This window comes from Noviherbaspirillum aridicola (assembly GCF_019656455.1).
GTDB classification, from domain to species: domain Bacteria; phylum Pseudomonadota; class Gammaproteobacteria; order Burkholderiales; family Burkholderiaceae_D; genus Noviherbaspirillum; species Noviherbaspirillum aridicola.
The window spans coordinates 15,319-42,182 of the sequence record NZ_BPMK01000009.1; the positions used below are offsets into that span (position 1 = coordinate 15,319).

The 26,864-nt window shown below is 66.8% G+C and carries 28 protein-coding genes; 19 read left to right on the plus strand and 9 right to left on the minus strand.

Features of this window, described 5'->3' with window-relative positions; genetic code table 11:
* Entirely contained in the window at nucleotides 1-1,509 is a 1,509-nt protein-coding gene (locus tag NCCP691_RS11085; RefSeq protein WP_220808341.1) for a tripartite tricarboxylate transporter permease, read from the plus strand.
* Between the two features lie 107 nt (nucleotides 1,510-1,616).
* On the plus strand, nucleotides 1,617-1,943 hold the full coding sequence (locus NCCP691_RS11090; RefSeq protein WP_373870353.1) for a hypothetical protein: 327 nt from the start codon (nucleotides 1,617-1,619) through the stop codon (nucleotides 1,941-1,943).
* 75 nt (nucleotides 1,944-2,018) lie between these two features.
* On the opposite strand, the gene ptsP is transcribed toward NCCP691_RS11090, so the two are convergent.
* The 8 genes from ptsP to NCCP691_RS11130 all read right to left on the minus strand — a co-directional run bounded on the left by ptsP (nucleotide 2,019) and on the right by NCCP691_RS11130 (nucleotide 9,658).
* On the minus strand, nucleotides 2,019-3,767 hold the full coding sequence (gene ptsP, locus NCCP691_RS11095; protein WP_220808342.1) for a phosphoenolpyruvate--protein phosphotransferase: 1,749 nt from the start codon (nucleotides 3,765-3,767) through the stop codon (nucleotides 2,019-2,021).
* A gap of 7 nt (nucleotides 3,768-3,774) precedes the next feature.
* Nucleotides 3,775-4,044 (minus strand): HPr family phosphocarrier protein, encoded by a 270-nt coding sequence (locus NCCP691_RS11100; RefSeq protein WP_220808343.1) that lies wholly within the window; start codon nucleotides 4,042-4,044, stop codon nucleotides 3,775-3,777.
* Between the two features lie 9 nt (nucleotides 4,045-4,053).
* The gene (locus NCCP691_RS11105) at nucleotides 4,054-4,461 is read right to left on the minus strand and encodes a PTS sugar transporter subunit IIA (protein ID WP_220808344.1); all 408 of its coding nucleotides are present in this window, start codon (nucleotides 4,459-4,461) and stop codon (nucleotides 4,054-4,056) included.
* A gap of 56 nt (nucleotides 4,462-4,517) precedes the next feature.
* Nucleotides 4,518-5,459 carry a glutathione synthase gene (gshB, locus tag NCCP691_RS11110; RefSeq protein WP_220808345.1) on the minus strand — a complete coding sequence of 314 codons (942 nt, stop codon included), beginning with the start codon at nucleotides 5,457-5,459 and terminating at the stop codon, nucleotides 4,518-4,520.
* On the minus strand, nucleotides 5,459-6,757 hold the full coding sequence (gene gshA / locus NCCP691_RS11115; RefSeq protein WP_220808346.1) for a glutamate--cysteine ligase: 1,299 nt from the start codon (nucleotides 6,755-6,757) through the stop codon (nucleotides 5,459-5,461). Before gshA ends, gshB begins: the two co-directional genes overlap by 1 nt.
* Nucleotides 6,758-7,017: 260 nt before the next feature.
* Nucleotides 7,018-8,541 (minus strand): ammonium transporter, encoded by a 1,524-nt coding sequence (amt, locus tag NCCP691_RS11120; RefSeq protein ID WP_238482400.1) that lies wholly within the window; start codon nucleotides 8,539-8,541, stop codon nucleotides 7,018-7,020.
* Nucleotides 8,542-8,553: 12 nt separating this feature from the next.
* The gene (gene glnK, locus NCCP691_RS11125) at nucleotides 8,554-8,892 is read right to left on the minus strand and encodes a P-II family nitrogen regulator (protein WP_220808347.1); all 339 of its coding nucleotides are present in this window, start codon (nucleotides 8,890-8,892) and stop codon (nucleotides 8,554-8,556) included.
* Nucleotides 8,893-8,911: 19 nt separating this feature from the next.
* On the minus strand, nucleotides 8,912-9,658 hold the full coding sequence (locus NCCP691_RS11130) for a TorF family putative porin (RefSeq protein ID WP_220808348.1): 747 nt from the start codon (nucleotides 9,656-9,658) through the stop codon (nucleotides 8,912-8,914).
* A gap of 261 nt (nucleotides 9,659-9,919) precedes the next feature.
* Here NCCP691_RS11130 and NCCP691_RS11135 point away from each other — a divergent pair, with 261 nt between their 5' ends.
* A complete protein-coding gene (locus NCCP691_RS11135) occupies nucleotides 9,920-10,162 on the plus strand; it encodes an accessory factor UbiK family protein (protein WP_220808349.1) in 243 nt (80 codons plus the stop codon).
* Nucleotides 10,162-11,682, plus strand: coding sequence for a YifB family Mg chelatase-like AAA ATPase (locus NCCP691_RS11140; protein WP_220808350.1), 1,521 nt, complete (start codon nucleotides 10,162-10,164; stop codon nucleotides 11,680-11,682). The genes NCCP691_RS11135 and NCCP691_RS11140 overlap by 1 nt, the downstream gene beginning before the upstream one ends.
* A gap of 344 nt (nucleotides 11,683-12,026) precedes the next feature.
* Here the strand turns inward: NCCP691_RS11140 and NCCP691_RS11145 are convergent, their stop codons facing one another.
* A complete protein-coding gene (locus NCCP691_RS11145) occupies nucleotides 12,027-13,502 on the minus strand; it encodes an aminotransferase-like domain-containing protein (RefSeq protein ID WP_220808351.1) in 1,476 nt (491 codons plus the stop codon).
* A gap of 175 nt (nucleotides 13,503-13,677) precedes the next feature.
* On the opposite strand from NCCP691_RS11145, the gene NCCP691_RS11150 reads away from it, so the two are divergent.
* The 15 genes from NCCP691_RS11150 to trmB all read left to right on the plus strand — a co-directional run bounded on the left by NCCP691_RS11150 (nucleotide 13,678) and on the right by trmB (nucleotide 26,665).
* Nucleotides 13,678-14,019, plus strand: coding sequence for a hypothetical protein (locus NCCP691_RS11150; RefSeq protein WP_220808352.1), 342 nt, complete (start codon nucleotides 13,678-13,680; stop codon nucleotides 14,017-14,019).
* A gap of 42 nt (nucleotides 14,020-14,061) precedes the next feature.
* A complete protein-coding gene (locus NCCP691_RS11155; RefSeq protein ID WP_220808353.1) occupies nucleotides 14,062-14,910 on the plus strand; it encodes an AraC family transcriptional regulator in 849 nt (282 codons plus the stop codon).
* Nucleotides 14,911-14,961: 51 nt separating this feature from the next.
* Entirely contained in the window at nucleotides 14,962-15,942 is a 981-nt protein-coding gene (locus NCCP691_RS11160; RefSeq protein ID WP_220808354.1) for a DMT family transporter, read from the plus strand.
* Between the two features lie 49 nt (nucleotides 15,943-15,991).
* On the plus strand, nucleotides 15,992-16,516 hold the full coding sequence (locus NCCP691_RS11165; RefSeq protein WP_220808355.1) for a hypothetical protein: 525 nt from the start codon (nucleotides 15,992-15,994) through the stop codon (nucleotides 16,514-16,516).
* The gene (locus NCCP691_RS11170; protein WP_220808356.1) at nucleotides 16,516-17,775 is read left to right on the plus strand and encodes an MFS transporter; all 1,260 of its coding nucleotides are present in this window, start codon (nucleotides 16,516-16,518) and stop codon (nucleotides 17,773-17,775) included. The genes NCCP691_RS11165 and NCCP691_RS11170 overlap by 1 nt, the downstream gene beginning before the upstream one ends.
* 72 nt (nucleotides 17,776-17,847) lie before the next feature.
* Nucleotides 17,848-18,192, plus strand: coding sequence for a DUF1840 domain-containing protein (locus NCCP691_RS11175; RefSeq protein ID WP_220808357.1), 345 nt, complete (start codon nucleotides 17,848-17,850; stop codon nucleotides 18,190-18,192).
* Nucleotides 18,192-19,025, plus strand: a complete 834-nt coding sequence (locus NCCP691_RS11180) for an alpha/beta hydrolase (RefSeq protein ID WP_220808358.1) — start codon at nucleotides 18,192-18,194, stop codon at nucleotides 19,023-19,025. The genes NCCP691_RS11175 and NCCP691_RS11180 overlap by 1 nt, the downstream gene beginning before the upstream one ends.
* Before the next feature lie 56 nt (nucleotides 19,026-19,081).
* On the plus strand, nucleotides 19,082-19,711 hold the full coding sequence (locus NCCP691_RS11185) for a LysE family translocator (protein WP_220808359.1): 630 nt from the start codon (nucleotides 19,082-19,084) through the stop codon (nucleotides 19,709-19,711).
* Nucleotides 19,712-19,714: 3 nt separating this feature from the next.
* Nucleotides 19,715-21,022, plus strand: coding sequence for a 16S rRNA (cytosine(967)-C(5))-methyltransferase RsmB (gene rsmB / locus NCCP691_RS11190; protein WP_220808360.1), 1,308 nt, complete (start codon nucleotides 19,715-19,717; stop codon nucleotides 21,020-21,022).
* A gap of 162 nt (nucleotides 21,023-21,184) precedes the next feature.
* Entirely contained in the window at nucleotides 21,185-21,775 is a 591-nt protein-coding gene (locus NCCP691_RS11195; RefSeq protein ID WP_238482401.1) for a DUF4390 domain-containing protein, read from the plus strand.
* 2 nt (nucleotides 21,776-21,777) lie between these two features.
* Nucleotides 21,778-24,087, plus strand: coding sequence for a sensor histidine kinase (locus NCCP691_RS11200; protein WP_220808361.1), 2,310 nt, complete (start codon nucleotides 21,778-21,780; stop codon nucleotides 24,085-24,087).
* Nucleotides 24,088-24,212: 125 nt separating this feature from the next.
* Complete coding sequence (locus NCCP691_RS11205) at nucleotides 24,213-24,932, plus strand: response regulator (protein ID WP_220808362.1); 720 nt, start codon at nucleotides 24,213-24,215, stop codon at nucleotides 24,930-24,932.
* The gene (locus NCCP691_RS11210; RefSeq protein WP_309295118.1) at nucleotides 24,932-25,291 is read left to right on the plus strand and encodes a GTPase; all 360 of its coding nucleotides are present in this window, start codon (nucleotides 24,932-24,934) and stop codon (nucleotides 25,289-25,291) included. The genes NCCP691_RS11205 and NCCP691_RS11210 overlap by 1 nt, the downstream gene beginning before the upstream one ends.
* 109 nt (nucleotides 25,292-25,400) lie before the next feature.
* Entirely contained in the window at nucleotides 25,401-25,658 is a 258-nt protein-coding gene (locus tag NCCP691_RS11215) for a BTH_I0359 family protein (protein ID WP_220808363.1), read from the plus strand.
* 338 nt (nucleotides 25,659-25,996) lie between these two features.
* The gene (trmB, locus tag NCCP691_RS11220) at nucleotides 25,997-26,665 is read left to right on the plus strand and encodes a tRNA (guanine(46)-N(7))-methyltransferase TrmB (RefSeq protein ID WP_220808364.1); all 669 of its coding nucleotides are present in this window, start codon (nucleotides 25,997-25,999) and stop codon (nucleotides 26,663-26,665) included.
* Nucleotides 26,666-26,864 lie beyond the last annotated feature (199 nt).

Here is a 26,864-nt window from a genome sequence, read left to right on the forward strand (position 1 = left end):
ATGGAAGCCTTCAATTCCCTGCTGTCCGGCTTCGAGGTCGCGCTCACGCTGCAGAACCTCTTGCTCGGCCTGATCGGCGTCACCCTCGGCACCCTGGTCGGCGTGCTGCCGGGCGTGGGTCCGGCGCTCACCGTGGCGCTGCTGCTGCCGGCCACCTCCGGCTTCGATCCGACCGGGGCGCTGATCATGTTCGCCGGCATTTACTACGGCGCGATGTACGGCGGCTCGACCACCTCCATCCTGCTCAACACGCCCGGCGAGTCGGCCACCATCGTCACCGCGCTGGAAGGCAACATCATGGCCAAGGCCGGGCGCGGCGGCCCGGCGCTGTCCACCGCGGCGATCGGCTCCTTCGTCGCCGGCACGCTGTCGGTGCTGATGCTGACGCTGGTGGCGCCGCTGGTGGTGGACCTCGCGCTCAAGTTCGGGCCGGCGGAGTATTTCGCGGTGATGGTGCTCGCCTTCGCCACCGTCTCCACGCTGCTCGGCGCCTCCATCGCGCGCGGACTGGCGAGCCTGTTCTTCGGACTGTTCATCGGCCTGATCGGCATCGACGGCCAGACCGGGCAGTCGCGGTACACCATGGGCATTCCTGAACTGCTCGACGGTATCGACGTCGTGGTCGCCGCGGTCGGCCTGTTCGCGGTCGGCGAGACGCTGTATCTCGCCACCTACCTGAACAAGTCCGAGGACAGGCTGGAGCAGCTCAAGGGTTCGATCTGGATGTCGGCCGCCGACTGGGCGCGCTCCTGGAAGCCGTGGCTGCGCGGCACGGTGCTCGGCTTTCCGATCGGCGCGATGCCGGCCGGCGGCTCGGAGATACCCACCTTCATGTCCTATGCGCTCGAAAAGCGGCTCAGCCGCCATCCCGAGGAATTCGGCAAGGGCGCGATCGAGGGCGTGGCGGGGCCGGAGGCGGCGAACAACGCGGCCAGCACCGGCACGCTGGCGATGCTGCTCACCATCGGCCTGCCGACGTCCGCCACCGCGGCCATCGTGCTGGCCGCATTCCAGCAATACGGCCTGCAGCCCGGTCCGCTGCTGTTCGCCTCACAGCCGCAACTGGTGTGGGGGCTGATCGCCAGCATGTACATCGGCAACGTGCTGCTGCTGGTGCTCAACCTGCCGCTGGTGGGACTGTGGATACGGCTGCTGTCGATACCGCGTCCGCTGCTGTACGGCGGCATCCTGATCTTCGCCACGCTCGGCGCCTACGGCATCCGCAATTCCTGGTTCGACCTGCTGCTGCTGTACATCATCGGCCTGATCGGCTTTCTGATGCGGCGCTATGACATCCCGGTCGCGCCCACCATCGTCGGCATGATCCTCGGCCCGATGGCGGAACAGCAGCTGCGCCGCGCACTGTCGATCAGCCAGGGCGATCCCTCGGTGTTTGTCACGCGGCCGATTTCGGCGGCGCTGCTCGCGCTGACGGTGGCGGCGGTGGTCGGGCCGCTGCTGCTGAAGCGGCGGGCGCGGCGGAAAGACGCGCCGTCCGCCCCGCGCTAGCGATGCCATCGCTTGTAATAACTGCTTACATTGATGGGCGCAGGCGTACCGCACGCTCGCGGCGCCGCCGCTACACTGGCGCCATTCGCATTCCCCTATCGATCGACATGATGAAACCGTTCCGCATGACCCTGCTGCTTCCCGTACTGCTGCTCGCCCTGCCCGCCGCCGTCCAGGCCGATCCCTGGAAAGACGAAAGCGGCCACGGCAAGGGCAGAAAACATGACCGTCGCGAGTACAAGGAAGAGTACTGGGACGGCAACTGCAAGGTCGAGCGCAAGTTCGAGAAGAACGGCGAGTACAAGGAAGAACGCAAGTGCAAGCCGGTCCGCCACGGCTACTACGAAGCGGCGCCCGTCCATGTGCCGGCGCCCGCGCCCGTCGTGGTGGAGCCCGGCATCACCATCCACGGCACGGTCAGGATTCCGCAGTAGCACGCGCCCCGGAAGCGACAAGGCCCGCGAGACTTCGGTCCGCGGGCCTTTCTTGTCTTCGGGCACGGCGCGCTGTCAGGCCGCCCGCAGCTCCTCCACCGCCTCGGCGATCGCCGCCGGCTCCGACATCTTCAGTATCCGGCGGGTGCGCGGGCCGATGTCGGACAGGTCGCTGTTGAGAATCTCCTGCTTGACCATCAGCAGCTGCGACGGGTGCATTGAGAACTCGCGCAGGCCCATGCCGAGCAGCAGCCGGGTGAGCTTGGGGTCCCCCGCCATCTCCCCGCAGACGGATACCGGAATGCCGGCCTTGGCGCCGGTGGCGATGGTGGTCGACAGCAGGTACAGCACCGCCGGATGCAGCGGGTTGTACAGGTGCGCGACTTCATGGTCGGCACGGTCGATGGCCAGCGTGTACTGGATCAGGTCATTGGTGCCGACCGAGAGGAAATCCAGCCGCTTGACGAACATCGGCAGCGCCAGCGCGGCGGCGGGGATTTCGATCATCGCGCCGACCGGCATCAGGGGGTCGAACTTCTTGCCGGCCTCGCGCAGCTGCGCCTTGGCCTGCTCGAGCAGCGACAGCGCCTGGTCGATCTCGAAGGCATGCGCGAGCATCGGGATCAGCAGCTTCACCGGACCGTGGGCGGAGGCCCGGAGGATGGCGCGCAGCTGCGCCAGGAACATCTGCGGCTCGGCCAGGCAAAAGCGTATCGCGCGCAGCCCCAGCGCGGGATTGAGCGAGGTGTGCTCGATCGCGTCGAGCGGCTTGTCGGCGCCGATGTCGAGCGTGCGGATCGTCACCGGCCGCCCCTTCATCGCCGTCACCGCCTGCCGGTAGGACTCGAACTGCTCATCCTCGGTCGGCAGATGCTTGGCATGGCCGACCCGGCCCATGAACAGGAACTCCGAGCGGAACAGGCCGACGCCGGTGGCGCCGGCATCGAGCGCCGCCGGACAATCGTCGGGCAGCTCGATGTTGGCCAGCAGCGTGATCTCGGTGCCGTCCCGGGTGACGGCAGGCGTCTTGCGCAGCTTGGACAGCTTCTTGCGCTCGCGCGCCAGCCGCTGCTGGCGCTCGCGATACTGGTCCAGCACACCCGGCGTGGGATCGACGATCACCACCCCGTGGTCGCCGTCGATGATGACCCAGTCGTCCTGCCGGATCAGGGCCGAGGCGTTGTACATGCCGACGGCGGCGGGGATGTCGAGGCTGCGCGCGACGATCGCGGTATGCGAGTTCTGGCCGCCGAGATCGGTGACGAAGCCGCCGAATGCCCTGTCCTTGAACTGCAGCATGTCGGCGGGAGAGATATCGTGCGCGATCACGATCAGGCGCCCCGCGCCCTCCTCGCCGTCCTGCGCCGGCAGGGTGATGGCGCTGCCGGTCAGCACCTTGAGCACCCGCTCGCCGACCTGCTGGATGTCGCTCTTGCGCTCGCGCAGGTAGGCATCCTCGATCTCGTCGAACTGCGCCGACAGCTCCTCGATCTGCGTCACCAGCGCCCATTCCGCGTTGTAGTGGCGGCTGCGGATGATGTCGAGCGGGACCTCGGCGATCATCGGGTCCGACAGGATCAGCGCATGCACATCGATGAAGGCGCCGAGCTCGGCCGGGGCTTCCTTCGGCAGCTCGTTCCACATGGTCTGCAGTTCCTGGTGCACGGTCTCGATGGCCTTCTGCAGGCGCTGCACCTCGGCCTCGACCTGTTCTTCCGACACCAGATAGTGCTTGACGTCGAGCGCCGCCGGCGCGACCAGGTGCGCGCGCCCGATCGCGATGCCGCGCGATACCGGAATCCCGTGGAGCGTGAAGGAAGCCATCGACGACCTACTCGCCTTCGCCGAACTTGTTCTGGATGAGATCCACGATGGCGTCGAAACATTCCTTTTCGTCGACGCCTTCCGCCTCCAGCGTGACTTTGGCGCCCTTGCCGGCGGCCAGCATCATCACGCCCATGATGGACTTCGCATTGACGCGGCGGGCATTACGGGTCAGCCAGACCTCGCTCTTGTAGCGGGCCGCCAGCTGGGTCAGCTTCGCCGACGCGCGCGCATGCAGGCCCAGCTTGTTGATGATCTCGATTTCCTGTTGAATCATTTTTGTTTTTTAAGTGGGAGATAGCCGGACCCGGTTGTCGACCCGCACCGCGCCGCCCTGTCCGCCGGCAAGCGCCATTTCCACCACCACGTCGATGGTGTCGTTGCGGTAGGTGAGCGCGCGCAGCAGCATCGGCAGGCTGATGCCGGCGATGACTTCGATATGGCCGGGGTCGCACAGTTTCAGCGTGCAGTTGGAGGGCGTGCCGCCCATCACGTCGGTGATCACCAGCACGCCGGTGCCGTCGTCGAGGCGGCCGATCGCCTCGCGCGCCAGCCGGTTGACTTCATTGGTGTCCTGGTCGGCGCGCACGTCGATCGCTTCCATCCGCTCGGGCCGCGCACGGAACACGTGCGTGGCCGCGTCGATGAAGGCGCCGCCCAGCGGCGCATGCGTCAGAAGCAGTATTCCTATCATGAGGGTTCAACCCGTCAAGGCGGATTCGGTTGCGGGGCGCGGCCGGCGCAGGGCCATCAGCCGCACTGCCGCTCCAGCGCATCGATGAACATGCCGGCCACGTTGAAGCCGGTCTGTTGCGCGATCTCCTGGAAGCAGGTCGGGCTGGTGACGTTGATTTCGGTCAGGTAATCCCCAATGGCGTCCAATCCTACCAGCAACAGGCCGCGGCTCCAAAGCACCGGGGCAAGCGCTTCGCCGATTTCGCGGTCGCGCGCCGACAGCGGCTGCGCCACGCCGAGCCCGCCGGCGGCGAGATTGCCCCGCACTTCGCCGCCCTGGGGAATGCGCGCCAGGCTGTAGGGCACGACCTGGCCGCCGATCAGCAGGATGCGCTTGTCGCCCTTGACGATGTCGGGAATGAAGCGCTGCGCCATGATCGTGCGCGCGCCGTTGCCGCCCAGGGTCTCGATGATGGAGCCGAGGTTGAGCCCGTCCTCGCGCACGCGGAAGATGCCGGCGCCGCCCATGCCGTCGAGCGGCTTGAAGATGACGTCGCGGTGCTCGGCATGGAAGGCGCGCAGCCTGGCCGCATCGCTGGTGACCAGGGTGGGCGCGGTGAACTGCGCGAAGCGCGCGATCGCCAGCTTTTCATTGTGGTTGCGGATCGCTTCCGGGCGGTTGAAGACGCGCGCGCCCTGCTGCTCCGCCACTTCCAGCAGATAGGTCAGGTACACGTACTCCATGTCGAAAGGCGGGTCCTTGCGCACCAGCACCGCGTCGAACCCGTCGAGCCCGGAGACGACGCGGGCGTCGGCGCGGAACCAGTCCTTCGCATCTCCGGTGAGATGGATGCGCGCCGCCTGCGCCGTCACCCGCCCTGCCTCCAGCGCCATGTGCCGCTGCTCGAAGGCGTGCACCTCGTGTCCGCGCGAGGCCGCCTCGGCCATCATCGCGTAGGTGGTGTCCTTGTAGGTCTTGAACTGTTCGAGCGGGTCGGCGAGGAAGGCGATTCTCATCAGTAGATTTCCGGATTGGGGTCGGTCTTTTCCAGCTCGAGAGAAGCGGCCAGCAGCGCCATGCGCGCCACCACGCCGTACATGTAGAAGCGGTTGGGGGCGGCGGTGCCCGGCTTGGCCTGCAGGTCGGGCAGCGCATGCTGCTGCGCGAAGGCCAGCGGCACGAAGTGCGCGCCGGGCGAATTGAGGTTCTCGTCCACGCCGCGCTCGGCGTGTACGCGGTAGAAGCCGCCGACCACGTAGCGGTCGATCATGTACACCACCGGCTCGGCGACGGCGTCATTGATGCGCTCGAAGGTGTGCACGCCTTCCTGGATGATGACGTCGGAGACTTCCAGGCCTTCCTTCACCACCGCCATCTTGTTGCGCTGCTTGCGGTTGAGGTCGCGCACTTCGCTCGCATCCCTGACCGTCATGATGCCCATGCCATAGGTGCCGGCATCGGCCTTGACGATCACGAACGGAGTCTCCTTGATGCCGTATTCCTTGTACTTCTTGCGGATCTTGGTGAGCAGCGTGTCGACATTCGAGGCCAGGCAATCCTCGCCGGTGCGCTCGTGGAAATTGATTTCGCCGCAGCGGGCGAAATACGGATTGAGCATCCAGCCGTCGATGTCGATCATCTTGGCGAATTTCTTCACCACCTCGTCGTAGGCGGCGAAGTGGTTGGTCTTGCGGCGCACCGCCCAGCCGGCGTGCAGCGGCGGCAGCAGGTTCTGTTCGTGCAGGCCCTCGAGCACCTTGGGGATGCCCGACGACAGGTCGTTGTTGAGCAGGATGGTGCAGGGGTCGAAGTTCTTCAGGCCGAGCCGGCGGCCGTTGGCGGAGCGCTCGAGCGGCTCCAGCGTCAGCGTGCTGCCGTCGGGCAGGTCGATGTTGGTCGGCTCCTTGACGTCCTCGGACAGCGAGCCGAGCCGCACGTTGAGGCCGGTCTGGCGGAAGATCTGGATCAGCCGCGCGACGTTCTGCAGGTAGAACACGTTGCGCGTATGGCGCTCGGGGATCAGCAGCAGGTTCTTGGCGTCCGGGCAGTATTTCTCGATGGCCGCCATCGCGGCCTGGACCGCCAGCGGCAGCATCTCGGGCGACAGGTTGTTGAAGCCGCCGGGGAACAGGTTGGTGTCGACCGGGGCCAGCTTGAAGCCGGCGTTGCGCAGGTCGACCGAACAATAGAACGGCGGCGTGTGTTCCTGCCACTCGAGGCGGAACCAGCGTTCGATCGCCGGGGTGGCCGCCAGGATTTTCTTTTCGAGGTCTAGCAGGGGGCCGTTCAGGGCCGTGACGAGGTGCGGGACCATAGGAACCTTCGGGTTATAAGCAAACTTGCAATCGGGGGTGATGCTGATTCTAACGGTAATCCCCCGACTGCGCCGGATGTCGCGTGAATGAAAGCGGGCCGGCCGTGCCGCTTTTCTTTCATTCCTGACAAGCAGGCGGCGCGGCGGCGGCGAGGGAAAGCCGATCTGGGGGCAATTGCGAAATTTTCAAACCCCGAAAACAAAAAGGCGCCCCTTGCGGGGCGCCCGGCGGTTCCGGCGGCGGGGCCGGACCGGTGCGATTACGAGTGGTAGGCCGATTCGCCGTGGCTGGAGATGTCCAGGCCTTCGCGCTCTTCCTCTTCGGTGACGCGCAGGCCGACGATCAGATCCACCAGCTTGAAGGCGATGAAGGCGACCACGCTGGACCAGATGACCGTGGTCAGCACGCCCTGGAACTGGATCCAGACCTGACCGGCGATCGAATAGTCCGGGGCGACGGCATTGGCCACGTAGTCGTAGATGCCGGTGCCGCCGAGCGACGGTGCCGCGAACACGCCGGTCAGCAGCGCGCCGAGGATGCCGCCCACGCCGTGCACGCCGAACACGTCGAGCGAGTCGTCCGCGCCGAGCATGCGCTTGAGGCCGTTGACGCCCCACAGGCAGATGACGCCTGCCAGCAGGCCGATCACGAGGCCGCCCATCACGCCGACGAAGCCGGCCGCCGGGGTGATCGCCACCAGGCCGGCGACGGCACCGGAAGCGGCGCCCAGCATCGAGGGCTTGCCCTTGCTCATCCATTCGCCGAAGGTCCAGGACAGGGTCGCGGCGGCGGTGGCCAGCAGGGTGTTGACGAAGGCCAGGGAAGCGGTGCCGCCTGCCTCGAGCGCGGAGCCGGCGTTGAAGCCGAACCAGCCCACCCACAGCAGCGAGGCGCCGACCATGGTCAGGGTCAGGGAGTGCGGCGCCATCGCTTCGCGGCCGTAGCCGATGCGCTTGCCGACCACATAGGCGCCGACCAGGCCGGCGATCGCCGCGTTGATGTGCACCACGGTGCCGCCCGCGAAGTCGAGCGCGCCCTTCTGGAACAGCCAGCCCGCAGTCGCACCGGCCGCTTCAGCCGCGGCGGCGTCGGTGTAGGCATCCGGGCCCGCCCAGAACCAGACCATGTGCGCGACCGGCAGGTAGGAGAAGGTGAACCACAGCACGATGAACAGCAGCACGGCCGAGAACTTGATGCGCTCGGCGAAGGCGCCGACGATCAGGCCGCAGGTGATGGCCGCGAACGAAGCCTGGAAGGCGACGAACACGAACTCCGGAATCACCACGCCCTTGCTGAAGGTCCCCGCCATCGTCTCCGGCGTGATGCCCTTCAGGAACAGGCGGTCGAACGAGCCGATGAAGCTGCCGCCCGTGGTGAACGCCAGCGAGTAGCCGTAGATGCACCACAGGACCACCACCAGCGAGAACACCATGAACACCTGCATCAGGATCGACAGCATGTTCTTGCTGCGGACCAGGCCGCCGTAGAACAGCGCCAGGCCGGGGATGCTCATCATGATCACGAGCACGGTGCAGATCAGCAGGAAGGAAATGTCGCCCTTGTTGGGCGCCGGCGCGGCCGGTGCGGCAGCCTCGGCGGCAGGCGCGGCTGCTGCGGCAGCAGGTGCCGCCGGCGCGGCGGCAGCTTCGGCGGCGGGAGCGGCGGCCTGGGCAACGACGACGGCTTCCGCCTTGGGCGCTTCGTCCGCGGCCATGGCCGGCGCAAAGCCGACCGAGAAAAGCAGCGCGCCGGATGCCAGCACGCTTGCAAGTAGCTTCTTCATCTCACCCCTCCTTTAGAGTGCTTCTTTGCCGGTCTCGCCGGTACGGATACGGACGACCTGCTGCAGGTCGTATACGAAAATCTTGCCGTCGCCGATCTTGCCGGTCCGGGCCGAGCGCTCGATCGCCTCGATCGCCTGGTCGACGATGCCGTCGTCGACCGCCGCCTCGATCTTGGTCTTGGGCAGGAAGTCGACCACATACTCGGCGCCGCGGTACAGCTCGGTGTGTCCCTTCTGCCGGCCGAAACCCTTGACCTCGGTGACGGTGATGCCCTGCACGCCGATCGTCGACAGCGCCTCGCGCACTTCGTCGAGCTTGAAGGGTTTGATGATTGCAGTGATCAGTTTCATGATGATCCCCCGTGGAGAATTAGAAGGTCTTCGACAGCGACAGCACCACGGTCCCGTTGCTGACGTCCTTGGTCTTGGTGCCGCTGCTGTTGCTCGGGCTGTAGAAGTCGGAGTCGGCATTGGTGGTCACGTAGGCCAGGCCGAGGGTGGCGAAACCGAAATCGCGCGTCACGCCCACCTTGTAATCGGTGTAGTTGAAGTCGCCGCTGTTCTTGAACTTCTGATGGCCGACGTGCAGGCCGAGAACGGTCTTGTCCATGATCTCGAAGTTCGCGTTGAGCTCGATGTAGTCGGAGCCCTTGGCATCGGTGAAGCCGAAGTACTCGTCGTCGATCGAGCGGCTGTACTTGGCGGACAGCCACTTCCAGGAGGCGCCGACATACAGTTCGAGCGCGTCGGCCTTCTCGCCGGCGATGCGCACGCCCGGGTAGTAGTACTTCAGCAGGCCGACGTCGATGCCCACCTCCGGCATCACTTCAAACTTGTAGCCGCCATAGAGGTCCATCTCAACGCCCGCGCCGTCCGGGTACTGGTTGCCGCTGATGCTCGAGTTCCAGTTGCCGACGTAGAAGCCGCTGCTGTGGGCGTAATCGAAGCCGCCCTGGATTGCGGGACGCTTGAACGTCTGCGAGATGCCGCGGAAACGATAGTCGGTAACCACCGCGACATTGCCCGTGAAGGCATGATCGGAAGCGGCGGCTTGCTGGGCCGATGCGGACGCAGCGAAAGCGGAGAGCACAGCGGCAGCAAGTATCATTTTTTTCATGGCGTTTCCCTTTTGTTTGTGGTGTTGAGACGAGACAGCGATAAGGTCTGTTATTGCTTTTTCCCAACTGTTAGCAGGACTCATGCCATGCCGTATGCCACACACGGGGATAACTTTTTTTTCATTTCGCCACTGCTTAAGTCATACTTGTGCGCCGCTTTTGGTCGTTTTGTACCCACCCATCAACACCCCCGCACCGGGCTGGCGCATGCCCAAGAGCATCGCACTGCCGTGGTGCGCATGAATGAACAAGGATCGAGCATGAACAAGGCAAATTTCTTTGAAGACATCCAGCAGAAGCTCAACAAGGTGATCGAGAACTCGCCGGCGCGCGACCTGGAGCGCAACATGAAGGCGATGCTGACCCAGGGCTTTTCCAGGCTCGACCTGGTGACCCGCGAGGAATTCGACATCCAGTCCCAGGTGCTGGCCCGCACCCGCGCCAAGCTGGAAGCGCTGGAGCAGCGCGTCGCCGAACTGGAAGCCCAGCTCAAGAAACCCTGATGAGTCTCGCGGTCCTGAGAAGCCGCGCGTTATCAGGGATGCAGGCGCCGGAAGTGACGGTCGAGGTCCATCTGGCCAACGGCCTGCCCGCCTTCACCATCGTCGGACTGCCCGAAACCGAGGTCAAGGAAGCCAAGGACCGGGTGCGCGCCGCGCTGCAGAACGCCCGCTTCGAATTCCCCGCCCGCCGCATCACCGTCAACCTGGCGCCGGCCGACCTGCCCAAGGAATCCGGCCGCTTCGACCTCGCGATCGCGCTCGGCATCCTCGCCGCGTCCGGCCAGATGCCGGGCGATGAACTCGACGCCTATGAATTCGCCGGCGAACTGTCGCTCTCGGGCGAGCTGCGCCCGATCCGCGGCGCGCTCGCCATGAGCTACGCGATGCACCGCGCCGCCACCCGCGGCCGTCCGCGCGCCATCATCCTGCCCGAGGCCAATGCCGCGGAGGCTGCGCTGGTACAGGACGCCGCCGTCCATCCGGCTACCTCGCTGCTGCAGGTCTGTGCCCACTTCGCGGGCCGCAACGGCGACGGCCGGCTGTCCCGCTACCGCGGCGAAGTCGATGGCGGCGCGCGAACCTATCCCGACCTGTCCGAAGTGAAGGGCCAGGCCCAGGCCAGGCGCGCGCTCGAAGTTGCGGCCGCCGGCGGCCACAGCATGCTGATGGTCGGCCCGCCCGGCACCGGCAAGTCCATGCTCGCCGCCCGCATCCCCGGCATCCTGCCGCCGATGAGCGAGGACGAGGCGCTCGAATCGGCCGCCGTGCGCTCGCTCGCCGGCGCCTTTTCCATCGCCGACTGGAAGGTCCGTCCCTACCGCGCCCCGCACCACACCGCCTCCGGCGTCGCGCTGGTCGGCGGCGGCGGCAACCCGCGCCCCGGCGAAATCTCGCTCGCGCATCGCGGCGTGCTCTTCCTCGACGAGCTGCCCGAATTCGACCGCAAGGTGCTGGAGGTCCTGCGCGAGCCGCTCGAATCCGGCCACATCACCATCTCCCGTGCCGGCCGCCAGGCCGACTTCCCCGCCCGCTTCCAGCTCATCGCCGCGATGAACCCCTGCCCCTGCGGCTACGCCGGCCATCCATCCGGCCGCTGCCACTGCACGCCCGATCAGGTCGCGCGCTACCAGGGCAAGATCTCCGGCCCGCTGCTCGACCGCATCGACATGCAGGTACAGGTCGCCGCGCTGGCGCAGGACGAACTGATGCGGCAGGCGGAGGGCGAATCGTCAGCCGTGGTGGCCGAGCGCATCGCCCGCGCCTGGGAACGGCAGCTGCGGCGCCAGGGCAAGGGCAACCACGCGCTGAGCGCAGCCGAGATCGATGAGCATTGCCGGGCCGATGCCAAGGCGGAAGAACTGCTGCGCGCGGCGATGACCCGGCTGCAGTGGTCGGCGCGCGCGTTTCACCGGGTGCTCAAGCTGGCGCGCACGATCGCCGACCTGGCGGAGGCGGACGGCATCGGGCCGCAGCATGTGGCGGAGGCGGTGCAGTATCGGCGGGGGTTGCGGGAGCATTGAAGCGTGTTCCCGATCAGGAATCAGATGGCGACATTCTGGATCGAGAATAATTATTCTCGAAGGACGCGTTGGGCAAGAAGATTGGCCTGTCGCAGGAACGCGTCCGCCACGCTCGAAACGCTGTAGCAACTCGCGACCAAACTGAAACCCCAGCTCAAGGAGTTTTCAAGACACACGGCCGACGGTCACCCACTCGCCCGAGTCAGGACGTTGCAGGTAAACGAACTGCGGTTTACCAATCAAAGATATCGGATTACAAGCCTTAATCCTCCTTCTATGTCGGCATCAGTTGAGGCTGATCCGATGAAGAAGCAGCTTTATCCAGCCTAAACCGGTATCCATGCTCAGGCTCGGCAGACCTGGAGTCTTGTCTTCGTCGTTTTCCGGGCAAGTGCCGCGACCATCCGCCCCAGCGCCCGCATCCCCTCATCCACTTCGTCGCTGTACCGCAGCCCGCAATTGAGCCGGATGAAGTGATCGAACTTGCCCGAGTTCGAAAACATCGCTCCCGGCGCGATCAGTATGCCCTCGCGTATCGCGGCGTCGAATACGGCCCTGGAAGGCAGTCGCTCGGGCAGTTCGACCCAGATGGTGATGCCGCCGTCGGGCAGGGTCATGCGGGTGCCGTGCGGGAAGTGGGCGGCGATGGCGTCGGCCATTCTGCCGCGCTGCTCCCGCAGGGCGCCGCGCAGCCGCCGCAGGTGGCGGTCGAAGTCGCCGGAGGCCATGTACTCCGCTGCCGCCAGCTGCGACCAGACTTCGTTGTCGCGGGTCTGCGCATACTTGAGCATGGCCACGCGCGCCTGCCAGCGGCCGGCGCTCATCCAGCCCAGACGCATGCCGGGCGCGAGCGTCTTGTGCAGCGATGCGCAGTGGATGACGTTGCCGCCGCGGTCCCAGGCCTTGAGCGCGGTCGGCGGCTTGTCGGCGTCGACGAGGTCGCTGTAGGTATCGTCTTCGATCAGCGCCACGCCGGCGCGCTCGCACAATTGCACCAGGCGGCGCTTTTCGCTGTCGGGCATGATGCTGCCGAGCGGGTTCTGCAGGTGCGGGACCACGACCACCGCCTTGATGCCGGGATGGGTGGAGAGCGCGAGTTCGAGCGCGTCGACCGACAGGCCGGTGCTCACGCTGGTCGGAATTTCGAGCGCGCGCAGGCCGAGGCTTTCCAGTATCTGCAGCAGGCCGTAGAAGGTCGGGGATTCGACCGCGATGGTGTCGCCCGGGCCGGCCACCGCGCGCAGGGCGAGGTTGAGCGCTTCGATGCAGCCGTGGGTCACGAGAATGTCTTCCGGCGCCAGCACCTGGCCGCTGGCGACCGCGCGTCTTGCCAGCATCTCGCGGAACCGCGGGTCCCCGGCCGGCGGCGTGGCGCTCACCAGGATGTCGGGATGACGGCGCAGCGCGCGCAGGGCGGCATTCTTCAGTTTTTCCGAGGGGTAGAGTTCGGGCGCGGCGCGCGCGCCGGACAGGCCGAGCGTGATCCTGTGCCGCCGTCCCTGCTCGATGAAGTGCGAAACCCGCGCATGGATGCCGACGTATTGCGCGGGGTCGGGCGGCTGCGCCAGGTCGGGTTCCTCGGGCTGCGGGATGCTGTTGCGGCGCGGCGGCCGGACGAAATAGCCGGAGCGGGGGCGGGCCTCGATCCAGCCGGCGCGCTCGAGCTCGCGACAGGTCTGCACCGCGGTCGACAGGCTCACATCGTGCAGCCGCATCAGTTCGCGCACGGAGGGCATGCGCTCGCCATGCCTGAGCGCGCCCGCGCGGATCGCATCGAGGTAGTGGGTGGCCAGCTGACGGTAGAGAGGTTGTGCGTCCATGTCGCATCATCGCCCGTTGCGGGGGACCGGTACAGATATAGATCCGGGAAAACTGAACGATAACAGATGGCCGACCGGCCCGGCTGTAGCGGTGCATTACCGCCGGTGCTGTGCCTGTTGCGCTCCTTCCCCGGCGCTTAGCATGGAGTCATCGTCAGCGCCCGAAAGGAAGACCATGCCCCATCCTATCCAAGCTGTCTCGCTGCCCGGCGGCCAGGCGTTTCAGATACATGCCGCCGCCGGGGCGCGCCTCGTCTGCCTGGGCGGACGGGCCCACGTCCGCCCGTCGCCGCAGTGGGTGGCGGAACACCTGCTCGCGCCACGGCTGGAACTTGGCGAGGGCGACGAGCTGCGCATCGATGGCAGCGGCTGGCTGCGCATCGAAGCGCGCGAACCGGCCGAACTCATTCTGATTGCGCCGCCGCCCGGCGCGCTGCGGCTGGCTGCGTCGGCACTGGCCGGGGCGGCGCGCCGCCTGCTCGGCGGAAAACGCCGGACGGCGGGCCAGGCCGCGTGATTCGGATTATGATGTGGGACCGCTGCACAGGCATTGCGTCCCATGTTCAACCATCCCGCCGAATTCGTGACCTTCAAGGCCAGCCCGCACCTGCCCGGTGTCGAGCTGTATTCGGCGCGCCTGGTCGATCATGCGTTCGCGCCGCACGTGCACGACGGCTATTCGCTCGGCGCGATCGAGGCGGGCGTCGAACGCTTCCGCTATCGCGGCAGCGAACACCTGGCGCCGGCCGGCACGCTGGTGCTGCTCAATCCGGACGAGATGCATACCGGCGAAGCCGAGGTCGAGGCCGGCTGGACCTACCAGATGCTGTACATCGAACCGGAAACGCTCAGGCGCATGACCGGCGGCGAAGCCTGGTTTCCGGACGCGGCCATTCATGATCCGGCACTGGCCGATGCGTTTCGCGCGGGCTTTGCGCGGCTATGGCAGGCGCCGGACGATATCGCCTTCGTCTCGGTCTTCACGCAGCTGGTCGACGCGATCGTCGCGCGCTACGGCCGGAACGCGCGCGAGCTGCAGATGGCCGATCCGCGGCGCCAGCGCCGGCTGGCATCCATGCGGCGGGTGCTGGACTGCATCGAGGCCAATCTCGACCAGAACCTCGGCATCGAGACGCTGGCGGCGGAGGCGGGCATGTCGCTGTTCCACTTCGTGCGCAGCTTCTCCGCCACCTTCCACGTGACGCCGCACCAGTACCTGCAGGCGCGGCGCGCGGCTCGGGCGAAGTCGCTGCTGGCGCGGCGCATGTCGCCGTCGGAAGCCGCCGCCGCCGCGGGACTGACCGACCAGAGCCATCTGAACCGCTGGTTCAAGCGCGCCTACGGCGTCACGCCGGCGCAGTATCAACAGCAAATCGGTACAAGACCGCTCGCCGCCCGCCGCGCATAATCCGCGCATTCTCTCCATCCGCCCTCGCGGGCGCAGTTCATTCCTGTTGTCATGTTGATCGGATTTCTTTGTGCGCTCGGCGCCGGCCTGATGTGGGGCCTGGTGTTCGTCGCTCCCCTGATGCTGGCCGACTATCCCGGCCTGGTGCTTTCCTTCGGCCGCTATATCGGCTTCGGCCTGATCGCGCTGCTGCCTGCCTGGTTCGACCGGCGCCATATCGCCGCTCTCACCCGTGCCGACTGGATGGCCGCGCTCAGGCTGTCGCTGGTCGGGAACATCCTGTACTACGCCGCGCTCGCCACCGGCATCCAGCTCGCGGACGCGCCGCTGCCGACCATGATGATCGGCACCCTGCCGCTGGTGATTTCCATCTGTTCCAACTGGGCGCCCGGCCATCCTTCCGAGGCAATCGCGTGGCGCCGGCTCGCGCCCTCGCTGCTGATCATTTTCGCCGGCCTGATGCTGGTGAACGCGAGCGAGCTCGATCAGCTCGGCCGGCCGGGCAATGCGCGCACCATCTCCGACTATGCGCTCGGCTGCTTCATCACGCTCGGCGCGCTGGCGGCCTGGACCTGGTATCCGATCATGAACGCGCGCCACCTCAAGCAGCATCCGCACATCCGCTCGTCGACCTGGGCCACGGCGCAGGGCCTGGCGACGCTGCCGCTGGCGCTTGCCGGCTTCATCGGCTACGGCGTCTGGACGGCGGCGAGCGGCAGCGGCTACGACTATCCGCTCGGCCCGCGTCCGCTGCCCTTCATCGGGCTCATGCTGACGCTCGGACTGTGCGCATCCTGGCTCGGCACCCTGCTGTGGAACAAGGCCAGCCAGCATCTGCCGACCTCCCTGGTCGGCCAGCTGATCGTGTTCGAAACCCTGTCGGCGCTGCTGTATGCCTTCCTGCGCCGCGGCGAAATGCCTGCCCCCCAGGTGCTCGCGGGCATCGTGCTGCTGTGCGTCGGCGTGTTGCTGGGCATGCAGGCCTTCCAGCGGGCGCAGGCGAGGTCGCGGGCGGCACTCGCCGGCGAATGAAGCCGGCCGCGCGGTGCGGCCGGCCGGGTCAGCTGCTACCATCGCGGACATGACAAAATTTTCTTCGATGCTGGCCGCCGCGGCCGCCGGCCTGCTGCTGATCGCCTGCAGTCCCACCTACGACTGGCGCGAAATCCGCGGCGAAGGCGCCGGCTACAGGGTCATGCTGCCGGCCAAGCCTGCTTCCCATACCCGTGCGGTGAACCTGAACGGCACCCAGGTGCAGATGACGATGACCGGCGCCGAGACCGACGGCGTGAGCTTCACCGTCGCCACCGCGCAGCTCGCCGATGCGGCGCAGGCGCAGCAGGCGCTGCAGGCGATGAAGCAGGCGATGCTGCGCAACGTCGGCGGCAGCGTGAAACAGGACAAGCCGGTGGAAGTGAACGGCGCCTCGAACGCGAGCGAGCTGACCGCGACCGGCGGCGCCGACGCCTCCGGCCGGCCGCGCCTGATGGTCGCGCGCTTCTTCATGCGCGACAACCAGGTGTTCCAGATGGTCGTGCTGGGCCGCGAGAACGGCGTGCCGCAGGAAGCGGTCGACACTTTCCTTTCCTCCTTCAGGCCGGCCTGATGTCCGACCCGACCCGACTCAGGGGAGCCGAAGCGGCGGGCGTGTTCCTCAGCTTCGCCTCCGGCTATCTGCTGTCCTATGCCTTCCGCTCGGTCAACGCGGTGATCGCGCCATCCCTCGTGGACGACGCGGGCCTGTCCAACGCCGATCTCGGCCTGCTGTCATCCGCCTACTTTCTCAGCTTCGCGGCGATGCAGCTGCCGCTCGGCATCTGGCTCGACCGCTTCGGGCCGCGCCGGGTGGAGATCACGCTGCTGATGTTCGCCGCCGCCGGCGCGGCCGTCTTCGCCAGCAGCAGTTCGCTCTCCGGCCTGTGGATCGGCCGCGCGCTGATCGGCATCGGCGTGTCGGCCTGCCTGATGGCGCCCTATACCGCCTACCGCCGGTGGTTCCCGCCCGAGCGTCAGAGCCAGCTGGCGAGCTGGATGCTGGTGTCCGGCACGCTTGGCGCGCTGGCGTCGACGGTGCCGGTCAGCGCGGCGCTGCCGCTCATCGGCTGGCGCGGTGTGTTCTGGATCATGAGCGGCCTGATTCTCGCCTCGGCCATGGCGATCCTTGTCGTGCTCGGCCGGGCGGAGGCGCGGCACGGCCCCTTGCGCGGCGCGACCCGTCCGGCCGGGGCGCAGGCCATCGGCTACCGGCAGATTTTTTCGTCGCCGGTGTTTCGCCGCATGGCGATCCTCGGCATGGTCAACCAGGGCAGCTTCACCGCGATACAGACGCTGTGGGCCGGCCCCTGGATGATGACGGTGCTCGGCATGGACAAGCAGCAGACGGCGAGCGTGCTCTTTGCGATCAATCTCTGCCTGCTCGGCGGCTACCTGCTGATGTCCTGGATGGCGCCGCGCTATGTCGCGCAGGGCGGCTCGCGCGGCATGCCGGTGACGCGGGTGATCGCTGTGTTCATCGCCGCCGCGGTGGCGATCCAGACGGTGATCCTGTTTTCCTCCGGGCCGTCGTCCTGGCTGCTGTGGCTGCTGCTGGTGCTGTTCATCCCGGTCGGCACGCTGGTGCAGACCAGCGTCAGCCTGTCTTTCCCCGCCGCATCGGCGGGACGCGCCAATACCGCCTACAACTTCCTGATCTTCATCGGCGCCTTTCTCGCGCAGTGGGGCATCGGCCTGCTGATCGACATTGCCCGCGGCCAAGGCCTGGATCCCGTCGCCGCGATGCGGGCGGGCTTCGGCGTGTGCCTGGCCTGCCAGGCGGCGAGCTGGCTGGCCTTCATGCTGCAGAAGGCGGAACCGGGCAACGCCTGATCGCATCGCATGGCGGGGGCCGCAACTCATGCTATGTTTTAGTAGTCCACAGACATATTTGACGGAGGTTCCATGTTGGTCACATTCAAGTCAAAGGCCGCTGCCGAAGTGCTGATGTACGAGGAACATGCTCGGCGCATCCTCGATCTGCTGGACAAGGATGTGAAGCGCGGGATCATTACCGCCGCCGAGACGCCGGGCGCGATCAGGCGGCTGGAAGCGGAGATCGCCGAAAGCCGCCTGCATCCGGCCTCGGAGGAGGTGGAACGCGACGTGCGGGCGCATCACAACGAACAGGGCGACGACAACGAGCATGAACCGCCGGAGTACGTCAGCTTCGCCACCCGCGCCTATCCGCTGCTGGCCATGCTGCGCGCGGCCCAGCAGGAAGGACGCGACGTGGTCTGGGGCGTGTAGTGGACGGGCCGGCGGAGAAGTCCCTCGCCGCCGCCGGCGGCACCCGCCTGTTCGTGCGCGACCTGCCCGTGCCCGCCGCCCGCCGGCGCGGCGGCGTGGTGCTGATGCATGGACTTGGCGAGCACTGCGGCCGCTATGCGCACCTGGCGCGCTTCTTCAATGAGCGGGGCTGGTCGGCCCGCCTGTACGACCACCGCGGCCACGGCCGGTCCGACGGCCCTCGCGGCGACGTCCCCGACGACCAGGCCCTGCTGCGCGACGCGAAGCTCGTGCTCGACGATTTCGCCGTCGGGCTCGGCGAGCCGCCGCTGCTGTTCGGCCACAGCATGGGCGGCCTGTTTGCCGCGGCCTTCGCCGCCGCCGCGCTGTCGCCCCTGCGCGGCCTCATCCTGTCCTCGCCGGCGCTCGGCCTGTCGCTGACGGCGCCGCAGAAAATGCTGCTCGCCTCGCTCGGCGCGGTAACGCCTGGCCTGCAGGTGTCCAACGGCCTGCAGACACGCTACCTGTCACACGATCCCGAGGTGGTGCGCGCCTACGAAAACGATCCGCTGGTCCATCCGAAGATCACGCCGCGCCTGCTGCGCTGCATGTTGCGCACCATCGACGACGCCCACAACCGCGCGCCCTCGCTCGCCATTCCGGTGCTGATGCTGGTGGCCGGCGACGACCGCATGGTCGATGCGCGCGGCAGCGAAGCTTTCTTTGCGCGGCTGCCGCCGGGCACAGGCACGCTGCACCGCTATCCCGCGTTCTATCACGAGGTCTTCAACGAAAAGGATGCGCGGCGCGCATTCGGCGACCTCGCCGCCTGGATGGACGACAGGGGTTTTTGAGCGGGCAGGACCTCATCACCGCTACAATCACGGACTTTCTCGCCTCAGGTCATCTCATGTTCGGCATTTCCGATTTCGGTCTCTTCGTCGCCGCCGTGCTTCTGCTCAATGCCACCCCCGGCCCGGATACCGCCTACATCGTCGGCCGCAGCCTGGCCCAGGGCCGCGCCGCCGGACTGGTCTCGGCGCTCGGCATTTCCGCCGGCTGCGTGGTGCATGCGCTGGCCTCGGCGCTCGGGCTGTCGGCCATCCTCGCCGCCTCCGCCACCGCCTTCACGATCATCAAGCTCGCCGGCGGCGCCTATCTGATCTATCTCGGCATCCGCATGCTGCTCGCCAGGCCGGAGCCCGCCGGCGCGCCGGCCGCCGCGCCGGCACGCTCCCTGAAAACCATCTTCTGGCAGGCGACGATGACCAATGTGCTCAATCCCAAGGTCATCCTGTTCTTCCTCGCCTTCATTCCGCAGTTCGTGCGCACCGACGCGCCCGGGAGGACCGCCGGCTTCCTGCTGCTGGGACTGGCGTTTTCGCTGATCAGCCTTGGCTGGAACAGCGGCACCGCCTTCCTGGCCGGCACGCTGGCGCGCGGCGCCGGCCGCCGTCCCCGCCTCAGGCTGTGGCTGGAGCGCTTCGTCGGCGCCGCCTTCATCGCGCTCGGCGCCCGACTCGCCCTGTCCCGGAACTGATCGATGAACAAAGCCTCCCTGCCGCCCGCCTCGCTCGCCTTCAGCCTGTGGGGCGCGGCCCAGGCCGTGACCCGCGTCGCCGGCGGCACCGCCCTGCCGCAGGCGCTGGCCGCGGTCTTCGCCCGCATGGAGCCGACGCCGCAGGCCCGCGGCGCCATCCAGGACATCGCCTACCGGACGATGCGGGAATACGGCCTGGCGCAGGTCCTGCTCGGCCAGCTCGCCTCGCGCAAGCCCTCCGCACCGGAACTGCACGCCCTGCTGTGCGCGGCACTGGCATTGCTGGTGCCCGAGGCGGAGCAGGCGCCGTATGACCCGTTCACGGTGGTCGACCAGGCGGTCGACTGCGCCGCCTCCCAGCGCACGCTGGCGCCGGCCAAGGGCATGGTCAACGCCGTGCTGCGCCGCTTCCTGCGCGAGCGCCAGCCTCTTCTGGCGCAGGCGCGCCGCCAGCCGCTGGCCGAATGGAACTATCCCGCGTGGTGGATCGATGCGATGCGCGCGGCCTGGCCGCAGCAATGGCGCGACATCCTTACAGCCGGCAACCAGCCGCCGCCACTGACGCTGCGCGTCAACCTCGCCAAAACCGGCGTCGACGACTGCCTGGCCGCCTTCGCCGCCGCCGGCATCGAGGCCGTGCGGGTCGGCCCGCAGGCGCTCAAGCTGCTGCGTGCGCTGCCGGTGGCGCAGATCCCCGGCTTTGCGGAGGGGCTGGTGTCGGTGCAGGATGCCGCCGCCCAGCTCGCCGCGCCGCTGCTCGATCTGCGGGACGGCATGCGGGTGCTCGACGCATGCGCCGCGCCGGGCGGCAAGACCGGACACATGCTGGAGACCGCCCGCGTGCAGATGCTGGCGCTGGACAGCGATCCGCAGCGGCTGGCGCGCATCGACGAAAACCTGCGCCGGCTCCAGCTGCAGGCCGAACTGCGGCACGGCGACGCCGGCGCGCGCGACTGGTGGGACGGCCGCCCGTTCGACCGCATCCTCGCCGACGTCCCGTGCACCGCCTCCGGCATCGTGCGGCGCCACCCCGACATCCGCTGGCTGCGCCGCAAGGACGACGTCCGCCAGCTCGCCGCGCTCGGCGGCCGCATCCTCGACAACCTCTGGCCGATGCTGGCGCCCGGGGGCAAGCTGCTGTTTGTCACCTGCTCCATCTGGCCCCAGGAATCGGAACAGCAGGCGGCCGCCTTCGCCGTCCGCCACCAGGCGCTGCGCCTGCCGGCCCCCGGCCAGTTGCTGCCGGCGGCACGGGCGGACGAAGACCACGATGGCTTGTTCTATGCGCTATTCCAAAAGACGACGGTCTGATAGTATCTTCGGCAGAAACCCCTTATCAGCCAGAAATGTGCATGAATACAAATACTTGCGACATTCTCACCGCTGTCCGCACGCGCCGTGGAAAGCGCATCCGCCCGCCCCTGCCCACCGCCCCCGCGTCGACCTGACCGGCCATCATCCATTCCGGACACAGTGATAGCTGCAATTCTTGATCCGCTCCGCCGCGGCAGGCAACTGATTGCCCTGCTGGCGATGATGCTCGCCCTCGTGCTGGCGCTGCCGCAGGCCCGGGCGGAGGCCGTGGAGATACGCAACCCCTCGGTCGAGAACAGCGACGAGGGCTATCTGCTTTCGCTGTCCTTCTCCTTCGAGCTCACCCGCGCGCTGGAAGACGCGCTCAGGCGCGGCGTTCCGCTGTACTTCACGACCGAGGTGCAGATCAGCCGGCCGCGCTGGTACTGGTTCGATGAAAAGACCTCCTCGGTCTCGCAGACCACGCGCGTGACCTACAATGTCCTGACCCAGCAGTACCGCGTATCGCTCAGCGGCGGCGGCTTGCAGCAGAATTTCAATTCGCTCGAGGACGCGCTGGCGCTGGTGCGGCGCCAGCGTCTGCTGATCGCGGACAAGGGCGTGCTCAAGCCCGGCGAGGTGTACGAGGTGATGGTGCGCATGGGACTCGATACCGCCCGCCTCCCCAAGCCATTCCAGGTGCACGCGCTCAACAGCTCCGACTGGCGCTTCTCCTCGGACTGGAAACAATTCACTCTTCGGGCCGAATAGCCGTGCAGCGTTTCCTGCGTTATTTCCTCATCGTCGGCGGGGCCGTCGTCAGCATCCTGCTGTTCCTCCTCGCGTCCGCATCCGAAAACTCGGCCTTCTTCGACCAGCACTATCCGGAACTGCTCGTCCTCAATGCCGTGATCGCCGCCGCCCTGCTGGGGCTGGTGGTGCTGCTGCTCACGCGCCTCTACAAGGGCTACAAGCGGCGCGAGTTCGGCTCCCGGCTGATGGCGCGGCTGGTGGTGCTGTTCGCGCTGATAGGCATCCTGCCCGGCACCGTGATCTACGTGGTCTCCGTCCAGTTCGTATCGCGCTCGATCGAATCCTGGTTCGACGTGCGGGTGGAGTCGGCGCTCGAAGCGGGACTGACGCTGGGGCGCACCGCGCTCGACGGCTCGCTCGCCGACCTCGGCGCACGCGCGCGCACGCTTGCCCTGGAAATGTCGGAGATGCCGGAATCCGGGCAGGTCATGCAACTCACCCGGCTGCGCGATCAGGGTCAAGGGCTCGAGGCAACTATCGTCACCTCCAACGGTCAAATCGTCGCGACGTCCGGCGGCAGCTTGGGCGCGCTCGTACCCGACCTGCCGACCGCGGCCATGCTGCGCTCGGCGCGCCTGACGCGCGGCTACGCCGCCATCGAGGGCGGCGTCGACTTCCAGGACCATGGCGCCAGGGAGGCGCAAGCCTCGGCCGCGGGCCAGGAAGTGCGAAGCGAGGCCGGCAGCGTGGCGCCTCCGGAGATGCGGCTGCGCGTCGTGGTGGCGATACCCACGTCCGAGCGCGGATTGTCGCTGCAAAGCGAATCGCGCTACCTGCAACTGCTGCAGCCCGTACCCGCTCACCTCGCCACCAATGCCGAGGCGCTGCGCGCAGCCTACAGCGAATACCAGGAACGATCGCTGGCAAGAACGGGCCTGCGCAAGATCTATATCGTGACTCTGACACTCACCCTGCTGCTCGCAATCTTCGGCGCGGTCGCCGCTTCGTTCCTGATCGCCGGCGACCTGGCGCAGCCGCTGCTCGTGCTCGCCGAGGGCACCAAGGCGGTGGCCGAGGGCAATCTGTCGCCGCGCCCCATCGTCGCCACCAAGGATGAGCTCGGCACGCTGACGCAATCCTTCAACACCATGACGCGCCAGCTGTCGGAGGCGCGCGCTTCGGTCGAACGCAACCGCGCCGCGCTCGAAAACGCCAAGGCCTACCTGGAATCGGTGCTGGCCAACATGTCGGCCGGCGTGATGGTGTTCGATGCCCAGTTCCGGCTGGTGACCTGCAACGAGTCGGTGGAGCGCATCCTGCGTCACGACTTCGATGCGCACATCGGCAAGCCCCTGTCGACCATCGAAGGTCTCGAGGCCTTCGCGGATGCGATCACGATGGCGTTCTCCGAGCAGAGCGCCGGCGCCGAAGGCGACAGCACCGGCGACCTGCACTGGCAAAAGCAGATCGAAGTGCCGCGCCGCGGCTCGGCGGCCGACAAGGACGGCGAAATCACGCTGCTCGCGCGCGGATCGTATCTGCCGGTCGCCGGCGGCAACGGCTATGTGGTCGTCTTCGACGACATCTCCAGCCTGATCTCGGCGCAGCGCTCGATCGCCTGGGGCGAAGTCGCCCGACGCCTCGCGCACGAAATCAAGAACCCGCTGACGCCGATTCAGCTGTCGGCCGAGCGGCTGCAGATGAAACTCGAAGGCAAGCTGGCGGAGCCCGACGCTGCGGTGCTGGCCAAGAGCACCGGCACCATCGTCAACCAGGTCGCCGCGATGAAGCGGATGGTGGATGATTTCCGCGACTATGCGAAGACGCCGCCGGTGGTGCTCTCGCCCCTGAACCTCAATGCGCTGGTCGAGGAAATCCTGCATCTTTATGTGCACGGCGACGAGCGCGACATCATCCATGCCGCCCTCGGCCAGAACCTGCCGCGCGTGATGGGCGATGAAACCCGGCTGCGCCAGGTCATTCACAACCTGCTGCAGAACGCCCAGGATGCGGTTTCCGACCGCTCGCAGATGTCGGAACCGCCGCGCATCGATGTCGCCACGGAAGCAATACGCTATCAGGACTCCGACGGCGCCCACAAAAAGGCGGTGCGCCTGACCATCTGCGACAACGGACCAGGTTTTTCTCCCAAGATCATCGCCCGCGCCTTCGAGCCCTACGTGACCTCCAAGGCCCGCGGCACCGGCCTCGGCCTTGCAGTGGTGAAAAAGATTGTGGAAGAGCACGGTGGCCGGGTCGACATCAAGAACCGGACGGACGGAAATGGTGCAAAAGTAGCAATTTTGCTGTTAAAGTTAGCGCCGGATTGAAATTGATGCAATTCGAAGGAGAGGCACGCGGCATGAGCGGTTTCTCCAATTGCCGGTCTTAGCAAGACAGGAATTTCCTGCCGGCGACGATGGCTCAAAGACAATGAAGCAGACAAGGCAAGCATATGGCGAATATTCTGGTAGTTGACGATGAGATGGGCATCCGGGAGCTGCTCTCGGAGATTCTGGGTGACGAAGGCCATGCCGTCACCACGGCGGAGAACGCCCAGCAGGCAAGGGAAGTGCGCGCGCGCGAAACGCCGGACCTGGTGTTGCTCGACATCTGGATGCCGGACACCGACGGCGTCACCCTGCTCAAGGAGTGGCAGCGCGACGGCCTGCTCTCCATGCCGGTGATCATGATGTCCGGCCATGCGACCATCGATACCGCGGTGGAAGCGACCCGCATCGGCGCGCTCAACTTCCTGGAGAAGCCGATCGCCCTGCAAAAACTACTCAAGGCCGTGCAACAGGGACTCAGCCGCACCGTCGAATCGCTGCGTCCGCAGCCGGTGTACGGGGCCGTTCCGGTGCGTCCCGCGGCCGCCCCCGAGGCGCCGCCCGCTCCGGTCGCGGCCGCCTTCACCGCCGGCATCGGCGCGGTTGCGCAGCCGGCGCAGCCGACGCCTCCCGTTACCGACCTCCAAGTCTTCGGCCTCTCATTCGACATGCCGCTGCGCGAAGCGCGCGATGCCTTCGAGCGCGCCTACTTCGAACACCATCTCGTGCGCGAAGGCGGCAGCATGACCCGGGTCGCCGAGCGGACCGGCCTGGAGCGCACGCACCTCTACCGCAAGCTCAAGCAGCTTGGGGTGGAGCCCGCGAAGGTCGCGCGCAAGGGCTGATGCCGATGACGCTGGCAACGCTGGTAACCGGCGCCGACGCCGCGCGTCGGGAAGCAGCGATCGCCGCCGATATACGCACGCCCGCCGACACCGCCGTCATTCTTGAAGGCCTTCCCTCCGGCAAGAGCGCCGCGGCACTCGACCTGCCCCAGCTGCAGCTTCACCGCATCGCGCCGGCCTGCATGTGCTGCACCGGCAATCTGACCTTTCGCGTGACCCTGGACCGCGTGTTGCGCCGCAAGCCGGCGCGCCTGTATCTCGGTCTTGCCTCCAGCGATCATCTCGACGCCATCCGCCGCTTCCTCAGCGCCGCGCCCTACGGTGCCCTGCTCGAACTGACCCCGGACCTCCAGGCCTGATCCATTCCGCGTTCATTGTCGTGTCCTTGAAATAAGGAAGGGTGGCCCTATTTTTGCATCATGGTGAACAGGGTCACACCCGGTTTTCAAGTTGGACAAGGAGCGCAACATGAACCTGATCTATAACAGCGAACAGTACAGCGTAGTCGAGTTCGGGGCGGACGATGGCCGCGAGGCTTTGCGCTTTGGCGGATATGAAATCATGGACAAGTCCGGCAAGCGCGAGATTTTCATCGGCGGCACCCTGGCCCGGGCCTTCCGCGAAGAGGTGGAAAACCTCATCGCCACGGAACCGACAGTGGAAGAGATCGATGACTTCCTCGGCAAATATGACGCACTGATGCGTCAACCCGTCACGCTGCACTAGCACTTTTTACAAACCCGCCTCGGCGCAGGATGCGACCGAGACGCGTCCCGTTGATGCATGCCCGCGGACGCTGCCATATGGCATGATGTCGGGCATTTGAATCGGCTTCTCCGCTCAACCAGGCAACCATCGACCGACATACGCCGGCGGTCGCGTTCGTCCTGCGCGTGCGGAGACATCAGGGAGACTCGGATGACTCGGGCGCAAGCCGGGCGGGATTTTTTTCACCACTTACCGTGCTTGGGCGGCTTCGATGCTGCCTCATCGCAACGAAAGCCGGTCGCTGTCGGATTTGCCGGCGGCGTGTACCGATTGCCGTATGCCGGCCGGGGCTGACGATGTACGCGAATTCGCGCACCGTCGACAGCGCTCAGGCGGCGCCGCATGACAAGCTCGAAGCGCTCGTCGACAAGCACATGCGAACGCCGTTTCGCAAGCCGGTCATGCCCTACAACGAACTCGCCTTCGGGGAGGCAATGCAGGCCTGGCGCAAGGCCGGCCAGCCACCGCTGATACTCGATTCCGGTTGCGGCGTCGGTCTGTCGACCATGAACCTCGCCGCGCGTTACCCGGACCATTTCGTGATCGGCGTGGACCAGTCCGCGCACCGGCTCGCCCGCAATACCGCATGGCAGGGAGAACCGCCACCCAATCACCTCTGCGTGCGTGCCGAACTTGCCGACTTCTGGCGACTGCTCCATCGCGAGCGCGTCGTCCTTGCACAACACTTCCTGCTGTATCCCAACCCATGGCCGAAGGTCGGCCAATTGCAGAGACGCTGGCACGGACACCCGGTCTTCCCGGTGCTGCCGGCGCTTGGCGGCGCCTTCGAATGCCGCAGCAACTGGCGCATCTATATCGAGGAATGCGCGCTCGCGCTGCACTGCCTTGGCGTCGCCGGCGTGCGCGTCGACCGCATCCATCCCGACGCGCCGCTTACACCCTTCGAGCGCAAATACCATGATTCGGGTCACGAACTCTGGCGCTGCGCCACCGAGTTTGGCTAAGCCTGCGACGGATTTTTTACGTCCTCCGACCGCTTTTTGACCGAGCACAAACGCGCGCGGGGTAGGTGTGGCATCCCGTATTTATGGCATTGTTGAGGGTATTAAAAGGCGGTAAGCTCGGCTCTTGTTCGGGCCTGTAGCAGGCTCGCTGCAGTCAACCGACAGCCGTCTAGCGTCTTCGTCGCATCCGGTGCCAGAT